The organism is Actinomadura rubteroloni (assembly GCF_002911665.1).
Taxonomy (GTDB): domain Bacteria; phylum Actinomycetota; class Actinomycetes; order Streptosporangiales; family Streptosporangiaceae; genus Spirillospora; species Spirillospora rubteroloni.
Window position 1 is genome coordinate 1 of record NZ_MTBP01000006.1, and the last position, 17,143, is coordinate 17,143.

16 protein-coding genes are annotated in these 17,143 nt (G+C 73.6%); 6 read left to right on the plus strand and 10 right to left on the minus strand.

Annotation, left to right across the window (positions count from 1 at the left end; all coding sequences use genetic code 11):
- Positions 1–206: 206 nt before the first annotated feature.
- A complete protein-coding gene (locus BTM25_RS28015; RefSeq protein WP_103566597.1) occupies positions 207–1,538 on the minus strand; it encodes a DUF2252 domain-containing protein in 1,332 nt (443 codons plus the stop codon).
- A 316-nt stretch (positions 1,539–1,854) separates the two neighbouring features.
- Between BTM25_RS28015 and BTM25_RS28020 the strand changes: the two genes are divergently transcribed.
- From BTM25_RS28020 to BTM25_RS28035, 4 genes are all read left to right on the plus strand, one after another.
- Positions 1,855–2,595: an iron-containing redox enzyme family protein gene (locus tag BTM25_RS28020; RefSeq protein ID WP_103566598.1), complete on the plus strand. Its 741-nt coding sequence runs from the start codon at positions 1,855–1,857 to the stop codon at positions 2,593–2,595.
- Positions 2,596–2,660: 65 nt separating this feature from the next.
- Positions 2,661–3,731 carry a DUF3616 domain-containing protein gene (locus BTM25_RS28025; protein WP_103566600.1) on the plus strand — a complete coding sequence of 357 codons (1,071 nt, stop codon included), beginning with the start codon at positions 2,661–2,663 and terminating at the stop codon, positions 3,729–3,731.
- A 62-nt stretch (positions 3,732–3,793) separates the two neighbouring features.
- Positions 3,794–4,987: an acyl-CoA dehydrogenase family protein gene (locus BTM25_RS28030; RefSeq protein ID WP_103566602.1), complete on the plus strand. Its 1,194-nt coding sequence runs from the start codon at positions 3,794–3,796 to the stop codon at positions 4,985–4,987.
- A 48-nt stretch (positions 4,988–5,035) separates the two neighbouring features.
- Positions 5,036–5,596, plus strand: coding sequence for a DUF1707 and FHA domain-containing protein (locus tag BTM25_RS28035; RefSeq protein ID WP_103566604.1), 561 nt, complete (start codon positions 5,036–5,038; stop codon positions 5,594–5,596).
- A gap of 13 nt (positions 5,597–5,609) precedes the next feature.
- Here BTM25_RS28035 and BTM25_RS28040 read toward each other — a convergent pair whose 3' ends face one another.
- Positions 5,610–6,131, minus strand: a complete 522-nt coding sequence (locus BTM25_RS28040; protein WP_103566605.1) for a PH domain-containing protein — start codon at positions 6,129–6,131, stop codon at positions 5,610–5,612.
- A 42-nt stretch (positions 6,132–6,173) separates the two neighbouring features.
- Positions 6,174–6,839 (minus strand): PAQR family membrane homeostasis protein TrhA, encoded by a 666-nt coding sequence (trhA, locus tag BTM25_RS28045; RefSeq protein WP_103566607.1) that lies wholly within the window; start codon positions 6,837–6,839, stop codon positions 6,174–6,176.
- 151 nt (positions 6,840–6,990) lie between these two features.
- Here trhA and BTM25_RS28050 point away from each other — a divergent pair, with 151 nt between their 5' ends.
- A complete protein-coding gene (locus BTM25_RS28050) occupies positions 6,991–7,887 on the plus strand; it encodes a TIGR03619 family F420-dependent LLM class oxidoreductase (RefSeq protein ID WP_103566609.1) in 897 nt (298 codons plus the stop codon).
- Here the strand turns inward: BTM25_RS28050 and BTM25_RS28055 are convergent.
- On the minus strand, positions 7,884–8,324 hold the full coding sequence (locus tag BTM25_RS28055; protein ID WP_103566610.1) for an Lrp/AsnC family transcriptional regulator: 441 nt from the start codon (positions 8,322–8,324) through the stop codon (positions 7,884–7,886). The two genes, BTM25_RS28050 and BTM25_RS28055, sit on opposite strands and share 4 nt — an antisense overlap.
- An 83-nt stretch (positions 8,325–8,407) precedes the next feature.
- Positions 8,408–9,409: a LacI family DNA-binding transcriptional regulator gene (locus tag BTM25_RS28060; protein WP_103566612.1), complete on the minus strand. Its 1,002-nt coding sequence runs from the start codon at positions 9,407–9,409 to the stop codon at positions 8,408–8,410.
- A gap of 113 nt (positions 9,410–9,522) precedes the next feature.
- Here BTM25_RS28060 and BTM25_RS28065 point away from each other — a divergent pair, with 113 nt between their 5' ends.
- Entirely contained in the window at positions 9,523–10,740 is a 1,218-nt protein-coding gene (locus tag BTM25_RS28065) for an ABC transporter ATP-binding protein (RefSeq protein ID WP_103566613.1), read from the plus strand.
- A gap of 64 nt (positions 10,741–10,804) precedes the next feature.
- Here BTM25_RS28065 and BTM25_RS28070 read toward each other — a convergent pair whose 3' ends face one another.
- The 5 genes from BTM25_RS28070 to BTM25_RS28090 form a co-directional block, all read right to left on the minus strand.
- Positions 10,805–11,719: a carbohydrate ABC transporter permease gene (locus BTM25_RS28070; protein WP_103566614.1), complete on the minus strand. Its 915-nt coding sequence runs from the start codon at positions 11,717–11,719 to the stop codon at positions 10,805–10,807.
- A complete protein-coding gene (locus BTM25_RS28075; protein WP_103566616.1) occupies positions 11,716–13,092 on the minus strand; it encodes an ABC transporter permease subunit in 1,377 nt (458 codons plus the stop codon). The genes BTM25_RS28070 and BTM25_RS28075 overlap by 4 nt, the downstream gene beginning before the upstream one ends.
- Positions 13,093–13,172: 80 nt before the next feature.
- Positions 13,173–14,486 carry an ABC transporter substrate-binding protein gene (locus tag BTM25_RS28080; RefSeq protein ID WP_103566618.1) on the minus strand — a complete coding sequence of 438 codons (1,314 nt, stop codon included), beginning with the start codon at positions 14,484–14,486 and terminating at the stop codon, positions 13,173–13,175.
- A complete protein-coding gene (locus BTM25_RS28085) occupies positions 14,483–15,712 on the minus strand; it encodes an ABC transporter ATP-binding protein (RefSeq protein ID WP_103566619.1) in 1,230 nt (409 codons plus the stop codon). Before BTM25_RS28085 ends, BTM25_RS28080 begins: the two co-directional genes overlap by 4 nt.
- Positions 15,713–16,025: 313 nt before the next feature.
- Positions 16,026–17,135, minus strand: coding sequence for a M24 family metallopeptidase (locus BTM25_RS28090; RefSeq protein WP_103566620.1), 1,110 nt, complete (start codon positions 17,133–17,135; stop codon positions 16,026–16,028).
- Between the last annotated feature and the right edge of the window lie 8 nt (positions 17,136–17,143).

The window sequence follows — 17,143 nt, forward strand, 5'->3', positions numbered from 1 at the left end:
CCGCGCCGCCGCGCCCGGCCGCGGCGCCCGTCCGGCACGCCGCGCCGCCCGCCGTCGCGCGGGCCCGCCGGCGGCCCGGTCCGCTCGGCCAGCCGGTCGTGATGGTCGTGCTCGTCGTGATGATCAGCGCGGGCGCGTCGCTGGCGTTCACCCGCTGACCCCGGACGCCGTGCCCGGGCCCGCGCGGGCCCGGGGACGGCGGGGCGTCACAGCCCGGGGATCTCGTGGTTGCGGAACGCGTCCACGAACAGCCGGTGGTCGTCGCGGACGACCGCCGCGTACTCGGTGCCGAACTCCGTCATCGCCGCGACGAACGCCGACTCGTCCGCGCCGATCACCGCGCTGATCGCGTCCTCGACCTGGAACCCGACGAGGGTGTGGTCGGAGTCGGTGTCGGACACGCAGTGGATCTTGGCGGTGGCGCGGCCCAGGTCGTCCAGGACGGGCACCATCTCGTCCGGCTCGGTCAGCGCCGACCAGTCCAGGTCCGCCTCGTAGGGGGACAGCTCCTGCACGACGTACCCGACGCCGTCCAGCTCGGTGTACCCGAGCCAGGGGTCGGTGTTGGCCTGCAGCGCGCGCCGCGACACCGCGGTGCGGTGGCCGTGGTGGCGGAAGTAGGCGCGGATGTGGGCGTCGTCGACGATCCGGGACGGCGCCGCGACGTTGCCCTGCTTCATCGACAGGATGACGTCGTTCTCCAGCGCCTGGCTGTGCCCCTCGACCAGGATCGTGTACGCCGACAGGCCCGCCGACCCGATCCCGAACCCCGAGGACCCGACGATGTCCTTCACCGCGTAGGTCAGCTCCCGGAACCGCTTGTCGGCCGGGATGGTGTCCAGGTAGGCGCGGTAGGCGGCCTCGACGCGGGCGCGCTCGGCGTCGTCCAGCCGCCGGTGCCCGGGGTGCTCGCGGAACCGCCGCCCGTCGCTCTCCACCCGCGTCAGCCGGTCCAGCAGCGCGATCCGCGTGGACGACAGCGCCGCGACGAGCACGTCCCGGACGTACCCGTCGGCGGTGTCCAGGGTCAGCGCGAACGCGTCGTCGTCGCCGTGCTCGGCGAAGTGCCGGACCTGGTCGACGTAGGCGCGGACGTAGGTCTCGATGAGGCGGCGGATGTCGGCGTCCGACAGCGCCTTGCCCCACGCCAGCAGCGCCACGCTCGCCGCCAGCCGCTTCACGTCCCAGGTGAAGTGCCCGACGTAGGCCTCGTCGAAGTCGTTGACGTCGAACACGAACACGCCGTCGTCGTTCATGTAGGTGCCGAAGTTCTGCGCGTGCAGGTCCCCCTGGATCCACACCCGGGACGTGCGCTCGTCGGCCCACGGGTCCTCGTCGAGGGCCATGTCGGCATAGAACAGGCACGCGCTGCCCCGGTAGAACGCGAACGGGTCGGACGCCATGCGGCGGAAGCGGCGGCGGAACTCGGCGGGCGCGCGGTCCATCAGCGGCGCGAACGCCTCGACGAGCACACGGACGATCTCCGCGCGGCGGTCCTTCGGGTCGCGGTCGCGCAACGCCGCGGTGATGCCGGCCATCGTGGGCTCCTCGCAGGAAGTCAGAGGGATCCGCTCCCTCGGCGGATTCGAGAGCATTGTGCCGAACCGCCGCGCCGGGAGGCGGAAAGACCGCGCGAACGCACGGGAACGTTCCGCCGCGCGGCGCCCGCCGCGGCGCGGCCGGTTCCGGCCGCCGCGCCCCCTTGACACCCCCGGTGCGGGCCGTGACCACCTTCGGTCATGATCAGGACTGTTCGCGCCGTGGAACCGGCACGCAACATTGTTTCCGACTCCCGGTAACCGTCGTAGGTTGTCTTCGAGTCGCCCGCCGTCCGACCCCGTCGAGGGAGATCCATTGCCCGTCCAGCACGCCGCCGCCACGGAAACGATCCGGGACCTGGCCGGTTCGGTCCGCCGCCATCCCGCGCTGGAGAACGACTTCTACCGGCACTGGATGTCGGGTCCGCTCCCCTTCCGGCAGGTGGAGGTGTTCGCCCGCGAGTTCTACGCCCGCACGATCGACACGACCGTGATGATCGCGCTGTCGGTCCTGCACACCGACGACCTGGCCGCCCGCGCCGCCCGCGTCAAGCACCTCTACACCGAGTACGGCAACGGCGACCCCGACAAGGCGCACCTGCTGCTGCTGGAGCGCATGCTGACCGGGCTGCTCGGGCGGCTGCGCGGCGGCGGCTACTCCGTCCAGGAGCTGCGCGCCGGCGGCGGACGCCCCGAGACCCGCGCGTTCGGCGACGCCCGCCGCGCCCTGTTCACCGACGCCGACCCGCGCGTCGTGCAGGGCGCGCTGCTCGCCCAGGACGCCCTCGCGCACTCCACGACGATCCGCATGTACGAGGGGATGCGCAACTACAAGCACCTGTACGACGAGGAGGACTTCCACGCCTCCTGCGAGTACTTCTACGTCCACATCTGCGAGGCCGCCAAGTCCGACCGGGAGGAGCTGGTCGCCGCCGCCGCCGGCGTGTGCCGCGACGAGGTCGACCTCGCGCAGGTCCGCCGCGGGTTCGACGGCGTCCTGGACCTCACCGCCGCGTACTGGGCCGCCGTGCACCGCGCGATGCGCACCCCGGCCTGACGCTGGCCTGACCCGGACGCCCGGCCCGGCGTTCCCCCGCCCGCTGCCTGTGGGACGATCTGCGCATGATCGTGGAACGCCGGGTCGAACTGCGCTTCGAGGACGAGAGCCGGGCGAACGAGACGCACACCAACCTGTCGGCCGTCCGCCGCGATGGGGACTGCCTGTGGGTCGCGGGCGACGAGACCGCCACCGTCGAGCGCCTCACCGCCGTGACCGGCGCGGACGGCCGCGTCACCGCCTACACCGGGCATCGCACGGTCGCGCTCGCCGACTTCGTCCCGCTGCCCGCGGGCGCCGAGGAGGAGGCCGACATCGAGGGCCTCGCCGTGCACGGCGGCTGGCTGTGGGCGGTCGGGTCGCACAGCCTCAAGCGCAAGCGGATCAAGGACGGGCAGTCCGACCGCAAGGCCCGGCGCCGCCTGGCGACCGTCGTCCGCGAGGACAACCGGTACGTGCTCGCCCGCATCCCCCTCGCCACCGGCGCCGACGGGATGCCCGAGGCCGTCGCCCGCGACGGCGACCGCACCGCCGCCGCCCTCGGCCTGGACAAGGACTCGGTCGCCGACCTGCTCGCCGACGACCCGCACCTCGCGCCGTTCCTCGCCATCCCGAGCAAGGACAACGGGCTGGACGTCGAGGGCGTCGCCGTCCACGGCGACCGCCTCTACCTCGGGCTGCGCGGGCCCGTCCTGCGCGGCTGGGCCGTCCTGGTCGAGATCCGCCCCGGACCCCACCCCGCCGACCCCCGCCGCCTCGTCGCGCTCCCGTTCGGCGACGACGGCGAGCGGTACCGCACGCACTTCCTCGACCTCGGCGGCCTCGGGATCCGCGACCTGTGCCCCGACGGCGACGACCTGCTGATCCTCACCGGCCCCAGCATGGCGCTGTCGGGGCCCGTCCGCGTCGTGCGGTGGGCGGGCGCCGCGCACGCCGACGCGCCCGGCGTGCTGCGCGGCGACGCCCTCACCGTCCTCGGCGACCTCCCGCACGGCGACGGCGAGGACCACGCCGAGGGCATCGCCGTCCTGGAACGCTCCGGCGCCGGGACGCGGCTGCTCGTCGTCTACGACAGCCCCGCCGCCGCGCGGCTCACCGGCCCCGGGATCCTCGCGGACGTCGTCCTCCTCCCCTGAGTAAGCGTCCGCTTTCGTCGTCTGCTTGGATGGTCCCCGCCCGGCACGACGAGAGGTGACGCATGATCGAGTGGTCCGACGAAGACGTCATGGTCCGCGACGCCGTCCGCGGCTGGATCGAGGCGAAGGTCCGGCCCCGCCTGGACGACCTGGACTCCGGCGACCTCCCGCCCTACGACCTGCTGCGCGACCTGTTCCGCACGTTCGGCATGGACGAGCTGGCCCGCACCTCCTTCACGTCCCGCCGCGACGGCACCGGCGGCGGCACCGGCGGCGGGGACATCGCGCGCGGCGGCTCCATGGCCCTGCTCCCCGTCATCGAGCTGTCGCGCGTCGCGCCCGGCCTGGTGACCGCGCTCGGCGTCAGCCTCGGCCTCGCCGCCGGGACGATCATGAAGCGCGGCACGCCCGAGCAGAAGGACCGCTGGGGCCTGGACCTGCTCACCCTGGACAAGGTCGGCGCCTGGGCGATCACCGAGCCCGGCTCCGGCTCCGACGCGTTCGGCGGCATGCTCGCCACCGCCCGCCGCGACGGCGACGGCTACGTCCTCAACGGCAACAAGACCTTCATCACCAACGGCCCCCACGCCGACACCATCGTGTTCTACTGCAAGCTCGACGACGGCCGCCCGCCCCGCGACCGCGAGATCCTCACGTTCGTCCTGGACCGCGGCATGCCCGGCCTGGAGCAGACCCCCGCGCTGCGCAAGATGGGCCTGCACTCCTCCCCCACCGGGCAGCTCCTGCTCACCGACGTCCGCGCCGGAGCCGACCGGCTGCTGCCCGCCGGCGACGGCGGCGGACGCGAGTCCGCCCGGCAGAACTTCGTCACCGAACGCGCCGGCGTCGCCGCGATGGCCCTCGGCGTCATCGAGGAGTGCCTGCGCCTGTCGGTCGCCTACGCCCGCGACCGGCAGCTCTGGGGGCAGGCCATCGGCGAGTTCCAGCTCGTCCAGCTCAAGCTCGCCAAGATGGAGGTCGCGCGCCTCAACGTCCAGAACCTCGTCTTCCGGCACCTGGAGATGCAGCGCGCCGGACGCGACACCACCCTCGCCGAGGCGTCGGCGATGAAGCTGTACGCCGCGCAGGCCGCGTCCGAGGTCGCGCAGGAGGCCGTCCAGCTCTTCGGCGGCAACGGCTACATGAGCGAGTACCGCGTCGAGCAGCTCGCCCGCGACGCCAAGTCGTTCCAGATCTACGCCGGGACCGACGAGATCCAGGTGACCCACATCGCCCGCGACCTCCTGTCCCGCTGACCCCGGCCCGTCTGGACAGCGCGTGCGGCGCACTCGATACTGACCCTCATGGACGGCGTCGCGCACGAACACCACGGGCTCGTCCCCGCACGCGCCTCCGACGCCGAACGCGACCGCGTCCTGCGCGTCCTCGCCGACCACCACGCCGAGGGACGGCTCTCGCAGGACACCTTCGAGCAGCGCGTCGACCGCGCCCTGCGCGCCCGCAGCGACGCCGAACTCGCCGGGATCGTCGAAGACCTCCCGCCGACCAGCCGCGTCACCCGACGCCTCACCGGCCTCATCGCCGGCCTCTCGCTCGTCACCGCCCGGCTGGAGGAGGCGTGGCGCGCACCGCGCCTGCCCCGCTTCGCGCTCCCGCCCGACGGCCTGGCCCGCGTCCTGGTCGGCCGCGCCCCCGGCTGCCACCTCACCCTGCCCGACCGCACCGTGTCCCGCCTGCACGCCGAGATCCACCGCGCGCCCGGCGCCGACCACTGGACCGTCCACGACCTCGGCTCCATGAACGGCACCCGCGTCAACGGCCGCCGCCTCACCGGGCCCGCCCGGCTCCGCCCCGGCGACGAGGTCGCGTTCGGCGAGTGCCGCTTCATCGCCGCCGCGCCCTGAGCGGGCGAGCCCCTCAGACCGGGCCGGGACCCTGCTGGAACCGCGACTGCTCGGCCGCCGCCGCCTGGTCGATCCGCATCTTGAACCCCTCCGGATCGGGCACTCGCTTCAACCGCAGCATCCCGTGCTCGGACGCCGACTGCACGTCCAGCGTCCCGTACCGCATGATCCGCTGCCACAGCGTCGCCCGGAACGCCACGTCGTTCACCCGCGCCAGCGGGATGCTGTGCCCCGACTTGGTCAGGAAGCCCTTCCGCAGGTAGATCCGCTTGGTGGTGAGGATGTAGATCTCCGCGCGCCACCGCAGCAGCGGCACCAGCCACACCCACACCGACGCGACCACCGCGAGGCCCAGCACGACGTACCCGGCCGTCCGGCCCCAGTCCTCACCGAGCGGCAGCGCCCACGCCGCCGCGCCCGCCACGACCCACACCAGCGCCAGGAGCAGGAACTCCTCGATCATCTCGGTCCAGTGGCGGCGCGTGGCCAGCACCAGCGCCTCGTCCTCGGCGATGTAACGGTCGGCGAACCCCATGCCGGGCATCCTGACACAGCCCGCCCGCCGCCGGAACCCGCATCACACCGCGCGGTACACCACGAACGACACCGCGATGTACTGCAGCACGTACGCCGCGATCGTGAACGCGTGGAACACCTCGTGGAAACCGAACCAGCTCGGCGACGGGTCCGGGCGCCGCAGCCCGTACACCAGCCCGCCCACGCTGTAGAGCACCCCGCCGACCATCACCAGCGCCGCGACGACCGCGCCCGTCCCGTCCAGGAACTGCGGGACGAAGAACGCCGCCACCCAGCCCAGCCCGATGTAGAGCAGCGTGTACAGCCAGCGCGGCGCCCCCACCCACAGCACCCGGAACAGCACGCCCGCCAGCGCCCCGCCCCACACCACCGACAGCACCAGGACGCGCGCCATCCCGTCCAGGATCAGGTACGCGAACGGCGTGTACGTCCCGGCGATGATCAAATAAATGTTGGCGTGGTCGAAGCGGCGCAGCACCTCGCCGACGCGCGGCGACCACCGGCCCCGGTGATAGAACGCCGACACCCCGAACAGCAGCGCCGACGTCAGCGCGTACACCGCCGCGCACAGCCGCGCCGCCAGCGTCGGGCCGAGCGCGACCATCACCAGCCCCGCCACGAACACCACCGGGAACGTCCCCGCGTGCAGCCACCCGCGCAGCCTCGGCTTCACCGCCTGCGCCAACTGTTCCACCGGACGCCGCATGAACCCTCCTTCAGGACCGCTCCCGCGCCGAGCGTATCTGCCGGGCGCCGGTCCACGCCTCCGTCCGCCCTGTGATGTGCCGCGGCACCCGCCCGCCGCCTTGACATAGTAAGGTCGGAGGTCAGTGACCACGGCCGGAAGGAGCCGCAGGATGAAGACCGGGTTCGCGGTGCCCGTCACGGGCGCCTGGGCCACGCCGGACCGCCAGGCACTGGTGGCCCGCGAGGCCGAGGCCGCCGGGTACCACTCCCTGTGGACGCTGCAGCGGGTCGCCAACCCCGTCGGGGCCGAGACGCCGTACCGCAACGTCCCCGACCCGCTCGTCACGCTGGCCTACCTCGCCGCGCACACCGAGCGCGTCCGGCTCGGCGTCGCGATCCTCAACCTGCCCTTCACCGCTCCCCCGCTGCTCGCCCACCAGGCCGCCACCCTGGACCGCGTCGCGGGCGGACGGCTCGACCTCGGCCTCGGCACCGGCTGGATGCCGGAGGAGTTCGCGGCGGCCGGCGTCGCGCAGGCCCGGCGCGGCGCCCGCGCCGAGGAGTACCTGACGATCCTGCGGGCGCTGTGGGACGACGGGACGGCCGAGTTCCACGGCGAGTTCTACGACTTCCCCGCGATCCGCGTCGAGCCCGCGCCCGTCCAGCGGCCCCTGCCGGTCCTGCTCGGCGGCACCGCCGACGCCGCCCTGCGCCGCGCCGGGCGCCGCGCCGACGGCTGGATCAGCAGCAGCCGCGCCGACCCCGCGACGCTCGCCCGCTCCATCGGCGTCGTCCGCGACGCGGCCCGCGACGCCGGACGCGACCCGGACGCGCTGCGGTTCGTCTGCCGGGCCGCCGTGCGGCTGCGTCCCGGCGGCGCGGCGGACCGGACGCCGCTCACCGGGTCGCCGGCGGAGATCCGCGGGGACCTGGACCGGATCGCTGCGCAGGGCATGACCGAGGTGTTCGTCGACCTGAACTTCGACCCCGAGATCATCGGGCCGGACGCCGACCCCGACCGGGCCCTGGACACCGCGCGCACGGCCCTGGCCGCGTTCGCTCCCTAGATCGGCGGGCGGCGCCCCTCCCACGGGGTGCTCAGCACGACCGTGGTGCGGGTGGCGACGTTCGCGGCGGCGCGGATGCGCTGCAGGAGGTCCTCCAGCGCGTTCGGCGACGCCACCCGCACCTTGAGGATGTAGCTCTCGTCCCCGGCGACCGAGTGGCACGCCTCGATCTCCGGGACGCCCGTCAGCCGGTCCGGCGCGTCGTCGGGCGCGGCGGGGTCGATCGGCTTGATCGACACGAACGCGGTCAGCGGCAGCCCGATCTGCTCGTGGTCCAGGCGTGCCGCAAAGCCCTTGATGAGGTTCCGCTTCTGCAGCCGGCGCACGCGCTGGTGCACCGCCGACACCGACAGGCCCGTCTCGCGCGCGAGGTCGGTGAAGCTCATCCGCCCGTCGTCGGCGAGAAGGCGCAGTATCTGACGATCGATCTCCTCCACCCGGAAAAAATAGCGCGGTCCGCCGCGTTCCGCCGCCGCTCCGGCGATCTCGCCCGCGCGGGGACGCGCGACACGGCGGTCCGTCAGGGCCTCCCCCGGGCGCCGCGCGGCGGCCCGCAGCTCCCCCGCACCACCAGTTCGGTCGGCAGGGGCGCGGGCGCAGCGGGCCGCGCGCGGCCCGGGTCGCGGGCCAGCAGTTCGGCGGCGCGGCGGCCCATCGCGCGGGCGGGGCGGGCGACGGCGGTGAGCGGCGGGTCGCACAGCTCCGCCCACGGGACGTCGTCGATCACGGCGATGGACACGTCGGCGGGCACCCGCAGGTCCAGCTCCCGCGCGACCAGGACGGCGGCCTCGCCGAGCAGCCGCCCGGACGCGACGACGGCGGTGACGTCGGGGCGGCTCTGCAGCAGCCCCGCCGCCGCCCCGTAGGCGCTGTCGCGGGACGTCCGGGCGGGCACGAGCACCGCCTCGGCCCCGCCGAGGGCGTCGCGGAAGGCGCGTTCGCGGACGCCGGGGGCGGCGCCGGGCGCGGCGGCCCCGAGGAACGCCACGCGGCGGTGCCCGAGCCCGGTCAGGTACTCCACCAGCGCCCGCACGCCCGCCGCGTCGTCGGCGCGGACGGCCGGGATGTGCGGGAACGCCGCGAGCGCCCGGTCGGCGAACACGACGCCGCCCGCGCGGGCCGCCGCCGCCCAGTCGGCGTCCTGCCCGGCCGGGACGGCGACGACGCCGCCGAGCCGCTGCCCGGCCAGCCGCTCCACGACGGCGGCCTCGCGGGCGGGGTCGCCGCCGGTGACGTCCAGCACGACGTGCTCGCCGAGGTCGCGGGCGGCGGCCAGGACCCCGGCGGCCAGCTCGGCGGCGAAGGGGTCGGCGACGTCGGGCAGGACGAGCCCGATGCCCGCCGCCGCGCGCGTCTTCAGCCCGCGCGCGGCGGCGTCGGGCCGGTAGTCCAGCGCGCGGGCGGCGGCCAGGACGCGCTCGCGGGTCGCGGCGCCGACCGGGCCGTTGCCGGAGAACACCCGCGACACGGTCGCGATGCCGACGCCCGCGGCCGCCGCGACGTCCTTGATCGTCGCCGTCATCGCCCGCCCCCTTTCCTGGAAACGTTTCCATGGCTTTAGATCGAATTATGCCTGGTGAGCTTAACGCTTAACCACCGAATGGAAACGTTTCCACTTAGTGCGAGGGGGACCCGATGGCGGCGATCACGCTGACGGGCGTCGACAAGGTCTACGGCGGCGGGAGCAGGGCCGTGTCCGGGCTGGACCTGGAGATCGGGGACGGCGAGTTCATGGTCCTGGTCGGGCCGTCGGGCTGCGGCAAGTCCACCGCCCTGCGGATGATCGCGGGCCTGGAGGAGATCAGCGCCGGCACCGTCGCGATCGGCGACCGGGTCGTCAACGACCTCGCCCCCAAGGACCGCGACATCGCGATGGTCTTCCAGAACTACGCCCTCTACCCGCACATGACCGTCGGGAAGAACCTGGAGTTCGGCCTGAAGCTGCGCGGCATGTCCAAGGAGGACCGGCGCGCCAAGGTCGTCGCCGCGGCCCGCATGCTCGGACTGGAGCAGTTCCTGGACCGCAAGCCCGCCGAGCTGTCGGGCGGGCAGCGCCAGCGCGTGGCGATGGGACGCGCGATCGTCCGGGAGCCGCAGGCGTTCCTGATGGACGAGCCGCTGTCCAACCTCGACGCCAAGCTGCGCGTGTCGATGCGCGCGTCCCTCAGCCAGCTCCACGCCCGCCTCGGCGTCACCACCGTGTACGTCACCCACGACCAGATCGAGGCGATGACGCTCGGCACCCGCGTCTGCGTGCTGCGCGAGGGCGTCCTGCAGCAGGTCGACACCCCGCAGCGGCTGTTCGAGGACCCGGTGAACCTGTTCGTCGCCGGGTTCATCGGCTCGCCCGCGATGAACTTCGCGACCGCGCGGCTGGCCGGCGGGGACGACGGCCTGACGGTGTCGTTCGCCGGGTTCACCCTGCCCGTCCACGCCGCCCGCGCCGCCGAGCGTCCTGGCCTGTCCGCCTACGCGGGCCGCGAGGTGATCGTCGGGGTGCGGCCGTCGGACTTCGAGGACGGCGCGCACGCCGGCCGCGACGGCTGGGCGCCGCTGCGCGTCACCGCCGGGGTCACCGAGGAACTGGGCAGCGAGATCAACGTCATCTTCGCGATCGACGCGCCGCCGGTCGAGCACAAGGACACCGCCGACCTCGCCGACGACGAGGGCGCCGGGGACGACGGCGCCGCGCTCCCCCTGGCCGCCGACAAGGCGCTGTGGACGGCCCGCGTGAACTCCCGCTCCCGCGTCCGCCCCGGCGACGACCTCGACGTCGCCGTGGACACGCGCCGGCTGCACTTCTTCGACCCCGCGACGGGCCTGGCGATCGGGCACGGCGGCGCGGCGGCCTGAGGCCACCCGAAGAGGGCGGCCCCGCGGTCCACCCGTGTGCGGGACCGCGGGGACGCCCGCCGGGTCACTTCACCGAGCCGGCCAGCACGCCCTGCACGAAGTAGCGCTGGAACGCGAAGAACACCGCCAGCGGGACGATCAGGGACAGGAACGCGCCCGGCGCCAGGATGTCGATGTTCCCGGTGAACTGCCGCATCTGCGACTGCAGCCACTTGGTCATCGGCTGCGCGTCGGTGTCGGCGAACACCAGCGACACCAGCAGGTCGTTCCACACCCACAGGAACTGGAAGATGCCGAGCGAGGCGATGGCCGGGCCGCCCAGCGGGAAGATCACCCGGCGGAAGATCGTCCACTCCGAGCCGCCGTCCATCCGCGCCGCCTCCAGCAGGTCCCGGGGGATCGCGGCGAAGAAGTTGCGCAGCAGGAAGATCGCGAACGGCAGGCCGAACGCGACGTGGAACAGCACCACCCCGGTGATCGACCCGAACATCTGGAACCCGCCGAACTCGATCTTGCCGTAGAGCTTGGCGACGGGCACCAGCGCGACCTGCACCGGCACGACCAGCAGCGCGACGACCACCAGGAACAGCCAGTCGCGGCCGGGGAACTCCAGCCACGCGAACGCGTACGCCGCCAGCGAGGCGATCACGACGACCAGCACCGTCGCCGGGACGGTGATGAGCACCGTGTTCCAGAACGAGTCCACGAAGTCGGGCTTGTCCAGCAGGGCGCTGTAGGAGGAGAACGTGAGCTGCGACGGCTTGGTGAACACCGTCCACCAGCCGCTGGAGTTGTTGTCGGCGTTGGACCGCAGCGACGCCACCAGCAGCCCGAGCGTCGGGACGAGCCAGAACAGCGCCACCAGCACCAGCACGGCCTGCACCGCGCCGCCGCCGAGCCGTCCCGCGACCCGCGCGGCGATCCCCCGGCGCGGCGCGCCCGCCGAGCCGTCCCCAGGCACCGTGTCGTGGGCCGTCATTTCCGCTCCCGCCGCAGCCGCCGGATGTTGAACAGCATGGCGGGCAGCACGAGCAGGAACAGCAGCACCGCGATCGCGCTGCCCGCTCCCTGGTCGTTGCCGCCGCCGAACGACTCGGTCCACATCTGCAAGGCCAGCACCCCCGCGTTGGGGTCGCCGCCGCCGATGACGAAGACCAGGTCGAAGACCTTCAGGACGTTGATGACGAGCGTCACCAGCACCACGACCAGCACCGGCGACAGCAGCGGGATCGTCACCCGCCGGAACACCTGCCACTCGGTGGCGCCGTCGACCCGCGCGGCCTCCAGCGCGTCGCGGGGGATCGCGGCGAGCCCGGCGGCGATCAGCACCATCGCGAACCCCGACCACACCCACAGGTACGCGCCGATGATCGCGGGCGTGATGAGCGTGTCGCCGAGCCATTCCGCGCCGCCGTAGGCCGCCGTGAAGTTGCCGGCGGGCAGCCGCAGCGTGACCGGCCCCGCCGGGACCTTGGCCAGCGTGAACGTGCCGTCGTCGCGGGTGGTGGCGGACGCGACGACCTTCCCGTCCCGCACCGCCTGGACCCGCACGCCCGGCAGGCCCGCCTCCGACGGGTCCACCGCGTTCGGCCGTCCGCCGCCGCCCCGGGTGAAGTCGAACCAGACCGTCCCGGTGATCCGCCCCGGGCCCGGCGGCGCCGCCGCCCGCGCCGGGACCGGCTTGGCCGGCAGGTACTCGGGCTTGACGCGCAGCAGCGGCAGCAGCGCCGTGCTCCCCGCCGTCACCGGACGGGCCGTCACGACCGCGCCGCCCTCGGCGCGCAGCGGCTGCGCCGCGCCCGCGCGCGGGCCCGCCCCCGGATAGGCGGTCTCGGCGCTGAACGCGTCGTGGACGGCGACCATCGCGGCGTTCGCGACGCCCTTGTCGGGGTCCTGCTCGTACACCAGCCGGAAGATCACGCCGGACGCCAGGAACGAGATCGCCATCGGCATGAACACCACGAGCTTGAACGCCGTCGCCCACCGGATCCGCTCGGTGAGGACCGCGAACAGCAGCCCGACGATCGTGACCAGCGTCGGCGCGACCACCACCCAGATCGCCGTGTTCCGGACGGCGAGCAGGTTGCCGTGCCCCTCGAAGATCCCGGTGTAGTTGCTCGTGGTGAAGCCGCCGGAGGAGTCCAGGAAACTCCGGACCACCGTGTAGACGATCGGGTAGACGACCAGGAAGCCGAGCAGCAGCAGCGCGGGCAGCAGGAACGACCCGGCCAGCCACGACGGCGGCCGAAGCCCGTCCCGCCGCCCCGTGCTCGCGTCCGGCCCGGTGGCGGCGGCGCCGCCCGTCGCGGCGCCCGCCGTCGCGGGCGGCGTGTCCTCTCGCGGAGCCATCATGTCCCTCACCTCGGGTTCCCGGCCCGGAGGCCGGGGCGCCGGCTCCGGCGGGGCGCGGCGCGCCCCGCCGGACGGAAGCCCTACTTGTAGGCCTTGGCGGCCTCGTCCTCCAGCCTCTGCTGCGCGCCCTTGACGTCGGACGGCTTCTGCACGAACGCGCGCAGCGCCTCCCACTCGCCCTTGCCGGGCGTCGCGCCGAACGCGGCCGGGGCCAGGTCCGACAGGTCGTAGCGGGCGGCGTCGCCGGCCTGCTGGAGCTGCGCGATGAGCTGCTTGGCGATCGGGTCGCTGTAGGCCGACGGCGGGACGTTCTTGTTCGGCGACAGGTAGCCGCCGAGCCCGGCCCACACCTTCCCGGCCTCGGGCGAGGCGAGGAACTTCATCAGCGCCATCGCGCCTTTGCCGTCCTTCATCGCGACGGCGATGTCACCGCCGAGCAGCGCGGGCGCGGTGTTCCCGGCCTTGGGGAACGCGAACACCTTCGCGTCGGTGCCGACCTTGGCCTTGGTGGTCGCGACGTTGGCGGCGGCGAAGTCGCCGCCGTAGACCATCGCGGCCTTCTGCGTGCCGAACACGTCGGTGACCGACGCGTCGAACTTGGTCTTGGTGGCCTGCGCGAGGCCGCCCGCCAGGAAGTCGGGCTTGCCCCAGATCTGCGCGAGGGTCTCCAGCGCCTTGCCGACGGTCGGGTCCGTCCACTTGATCTTGTGCTGGGCGAGCTTGTCGTAGTTCTCCGGCCCGGCCTGCGACAGGTAGACGTTCTCGAACCAGTCGGTGAGCGTCCAGGAGTCGCTGGACGCGGCGGCGAGCGTGAACGGCGTCGTGCCCGCGTCCTGCAGCGTCTGGGAGTCCTTCACCAGGTCCGCCCACGTCGCCGGCGGCTGGATCCCCGCGTCCGCGAACGCCTGCGGCCGGTACCACAGGATCGACTTGTAGGCCGCCTTGGCGAGCACGCCGTAGGACTTGCCGCCCGCCGAGCCGAGGTCCTTCCAGTACGGCGAGAAGTTCTTGTCGACCTCGCCGGTGACGTCCGCGCCGAGCGGCTTGAGCTGCCCCTTGGCGGCGTACTGCTGCAGCAGGCCGGGCTGCGGGAGGATCGCGACGTCCGGCGGGTTCTTGGCGTCCAGCCGCGGGCCGAGGTAGGCGTCGGTGTCCTCGCCGGTGGAGGCGTAGGTGACGGTCGCGCCGGTCTTCTGCTCGAACGCCTTGAGGACCTTGCGGAAGTTCTGCTCCTCCGGCCCGGTCCACTTGGCGGCGACCTCGATCTTGACGCCCTTCAGCTCGGTGCCGCCCGAGCCGGTGTCCTTCTTGTCGTCGCCGCCGCACGCCGCGGCCGACGACGCCACCAGGCCCGCCGCCACCGCGGCGCCCAGCACCCGTCTGCTGATCCTCATCCCTCGTCCTCCCTGGAAGGCCCGGCGGCCGATCCCCAGATCGACGCGCCGGTCTCGATGTCGAAGAAGTGCAGGCGTCCGGTGTCCACGCGGACCGTGACCGGATCGCCCACGGTGACGCCGGTGCGCGGGCTGAACCGCCCGACGACGTCGGTGTGGGGTGCCGCGCCGCCCTCGCCGGGGACGTCGGCCCCCGCGTCGCGGGCCAGCTCCCGGGTGTCCTCGGTGACGACCTGGGCGGCCTCGACGGTGAAGTGGACGAGCACGTCCGAGCCCATCGCCTCGACCAGCTCGGCGGTCGACACCAGCGTCGTCCCGTCCGGGCCGCCGCTCAGCGCGGCGTCCTCCATGTCCTCGGGACGGATCCCGACGACGACGTCGCGGCCGAGGTACCCGGCCAGGCCGGGCCGCGCGGCGAACACCTCGGGCGCCAGCTCCAGCGTCTGGCCGCCGATCGCGACCCGCGGGTTCTCCGCGGTGCCCGACAGCGCGCCCTGGATCAGGTTCATGGCCGGTGAGCCGATGAAACCGGCCACGAAAAGGTTCGCGGGCCGGTCGTAGAGCTCCTGCGGCGGGGCGACCTGCTGCAGTTCGCCCCGCTTCATCACCGCCACCCGGTCGCCGAGGGTCATCGCCTCGGTCTGGTCGTGGGTGACGTAGATCGTGGTCACGCCGAGATCCCGCTGGATCCGGGCGATCTGCGCGCGGGTCTGCACCCGCAGCTTGGCGTCGAGGTTGGACAGCGGCTCGTCCATCAGGAACGCCTGCGGCTCCCGGACGATCGCGCGTCCCATCGCGACGCGCTGGCGCTGCCCGCCCGACAGGTTGCGGGGCTTGCGGTCCAGGTGGTCGGTCAGGCCGAGGATCTTCGCGGCCTCCTCGACCTTCGCGCGGATGACCTTCTTGTCCATCCGGCGCAGCGACAGCCCGAAGCCGATGTTGTCGCGGACCGACAGGTGCGGGTAGAGGGCGTAGCTCTGGAACACCATCGCGACGTCGCGGTCGCGGGGCGGGACGCGGTTCACCGTGCGCCCGCCGATCGTGAGCGTGCCCTCGGAGATCTCCTCCAGCCCGGCGACCATCCGCAGCGCCGTCGTCTTCCCGCACCCCGACGGGCCGACCAGCACCAGGAACTCCCCGTCGGCGATCGTGAGGTCCAGACCGGTCACGGCACGGGTTCCGTCGGGGTACACCTTCCCGACTTTCGTCAGGACGACCTCTGCCACGGCGTCTCCTCTGCGTCCGGCGCGGTTCCGTCCCGACCGGCTCGACACCGGCCCCACGACGGATCCGCAACCTGGCGAACATGCGTTCGTAACCCGGGGGGAACAATGTCTCAAAGCACTACAGGGCAGTACAGGCGGGCCGCAAGGGCGATCACCGACCGTGAAGCCTATTGGTGCAGATATCGTTATCTGCCCTGCCACACCCGTGACATCGCGGATACGACGGCTTGACCCTAGAGGTGTGAACGTCCCGGAACGCCGGAGGGGCGGGGCCCGCGGCCGGACCCCGCCCCACCCGCGCCGCGCGCCCCGGTCAGTCGACGACCACCAGCTCGCGCGGCGTGCCGTTCACGCTCTCGCAGCCGTCCTCGGTGCAGATCACGATGTCCTCGATCCGCGCGCCGTGCGGCCCCGGGTAGATCCCCGGCTCGATCGAGAACGCCATGCCCGGCTCCAGCGGCACCGCGCTGCCCGCCACGATGTAGGGCTCCTCGTGCGTCTCCAGCCCGATCCCGTGCCCCGTCCGGTGGACGAAGAACTCCCCGTAGTCCGCCCCGGCGATCACGTCGCGGGCGGCGGCGTCGACGTCCTGCGCCGCCACGCCCGGACGGACGACCGCCCGCGCCGTCCGCTGCGCCTCCAGCAGCACCGCGAAGTACTCCCGGTACTCCGCCGGCGGCTCCCCCACGCAGTAGTTGCGCGTCGAGTCCGAGCAGTACCCGCTCGGCATCTGCCCGCCGATGTCCACCACCACCGGCTCGCCCGGCCGGATCACCCGGTCGCTCAGCTCCGCGTGCGGGTTCGCGCCGTTCGGCCCCGACCCGACGATCACGAAGTCGACCGAGGAGTGCCCCTCGTCCAGGATCGCGTCGGCGATGTCCCGGCCGACCTGCCGCTCGGTGCGGCCCGGCTTCAGGAACTCCGGCACCCGGCGGTGCACCCGGTCGATCGCCGCGCCCGCCTCGCGCAGCGCCGCGACCTCCGCCGCGCTCTTGCGCACCCGCAGGTCCGAAAGGACCGTCCCCGCCGCGACCTGCTCGGCGTCGGGCAGCGCCGCGCGCAGCCTCAGCGCCATCACCGCCCACATCCGGTCGGCGACCGCGACCCGCCCGAGGCCGCGCGGCAGCCGCGCCGCGACCAGCGCGTACGGGTCGTCGGTCTCCTCCCACGGCACCAGCTCCACCCCGAGCGCGCCCGCCGGGGACTCCCGCGCGGCGGGCAGCTCCAGCCGCGGCACCACCAGGAACGGATCGCCCTGCGCCGGGACGGCCAGGCACGTCAGCCGTTCGAGCTGCTTGGCGTCGTAGCCCGTCACGTACCGCAGGTCCGGGCCCGGCGTCAGCAGCACCGCCCCAAGACCCGCCGCGCGCGCCGCGTCCCGCACCCGCCCGACCCGCTCCGCCGGATACAACTCCGTCGTCACATCCGCCT

Bases quoted from the DNA above. Each gene is read 5' to 3' on its own strand.
- BTM25_RS28015 (WP_103566597.1), bottom strand. From the start codon at position 1,538: ATGGCCGGCATCACCGCGGCGTTGCGCGACCGCGACCCGAAGGACCGC.
- BTM25_RS28025 (WP_103566600.1), top strand. From the start codon at position 2,661: ATGATCGTGGAACGCCGGGTCGAACTGCGCTTCGAGGACGAGAGCCGG.
- BTM25_RS28030 (WP_103566602.1), top strand. From the start codon at position 3,794: ATGATCGAGTGGTCCGACGAAGACGTCATGGTCCGCGACGCCGTCCGC.
- BTM25_RS28035 (WP_103566604.1), top strand. From the start codon at position 5,036: ATGGACGGCGTCGCGCACGAACACCACGGGCTCGTCCCCGCACGCGCC.
- BTM25_RS28040 (WP_103566605.1), bottom strand. From the start codon at position 6,131: ATGGGGTTCGCCGACCGTTACATCGCCGAGGACGAGGCGCTGGTGCTG.
- trhA (WP_103566607.1), bottom strand. From the start codon at position 6,839: ATGCGGCGTCCGGTGGAACAGTTGGCGCAGGCGGTGAAGCCGAGGCTG.
- BTM25_RS28050 (WP_103566609.1), top strand. From the start codon at position 6,991: ATGAAGACCGGGTTCGCGGTGCCCGTCACGGGCGCCTGGGCCACGCCG.
- BTM25_RS28060 (WP_103566612.1), bottom strand. From the start codon at position 9,409: ATGACGGCGACGATCAAGGACGTCGCGGCGGCCGCGGGCGTCGGCATC.
- BTM25_RS28065 (WP_103566613.1), top strand. From the start codon at position 9,523: ATGGCGGCGATCACGCTGACGGGCGTCGACAAGGTCTACGGCGGCGGG.
- BTM25_RS28070 (WP_103566614.1), bottom strand. From the start codon at position 11,719: ATGACGGCCCACGACACGGTGCCTGGGGACGGCTCGGCGGGCGCGCCG.
- BTM25_RS28075 (WP_103566616.1), bottom strand. From the start codon at position 13,092: ATGATGGCTCCGCGAGAGGACACGCCGCCCGCGACGGCGGGCGCCGCG.
- BTM25_RS28080 (WP_103566618.1), bottom strand. From the start codon at position 14,486: ATGAGGATCAGCAGACGGGTGCTGGGCGCCGCGGTGGCGGCGGGCCTG.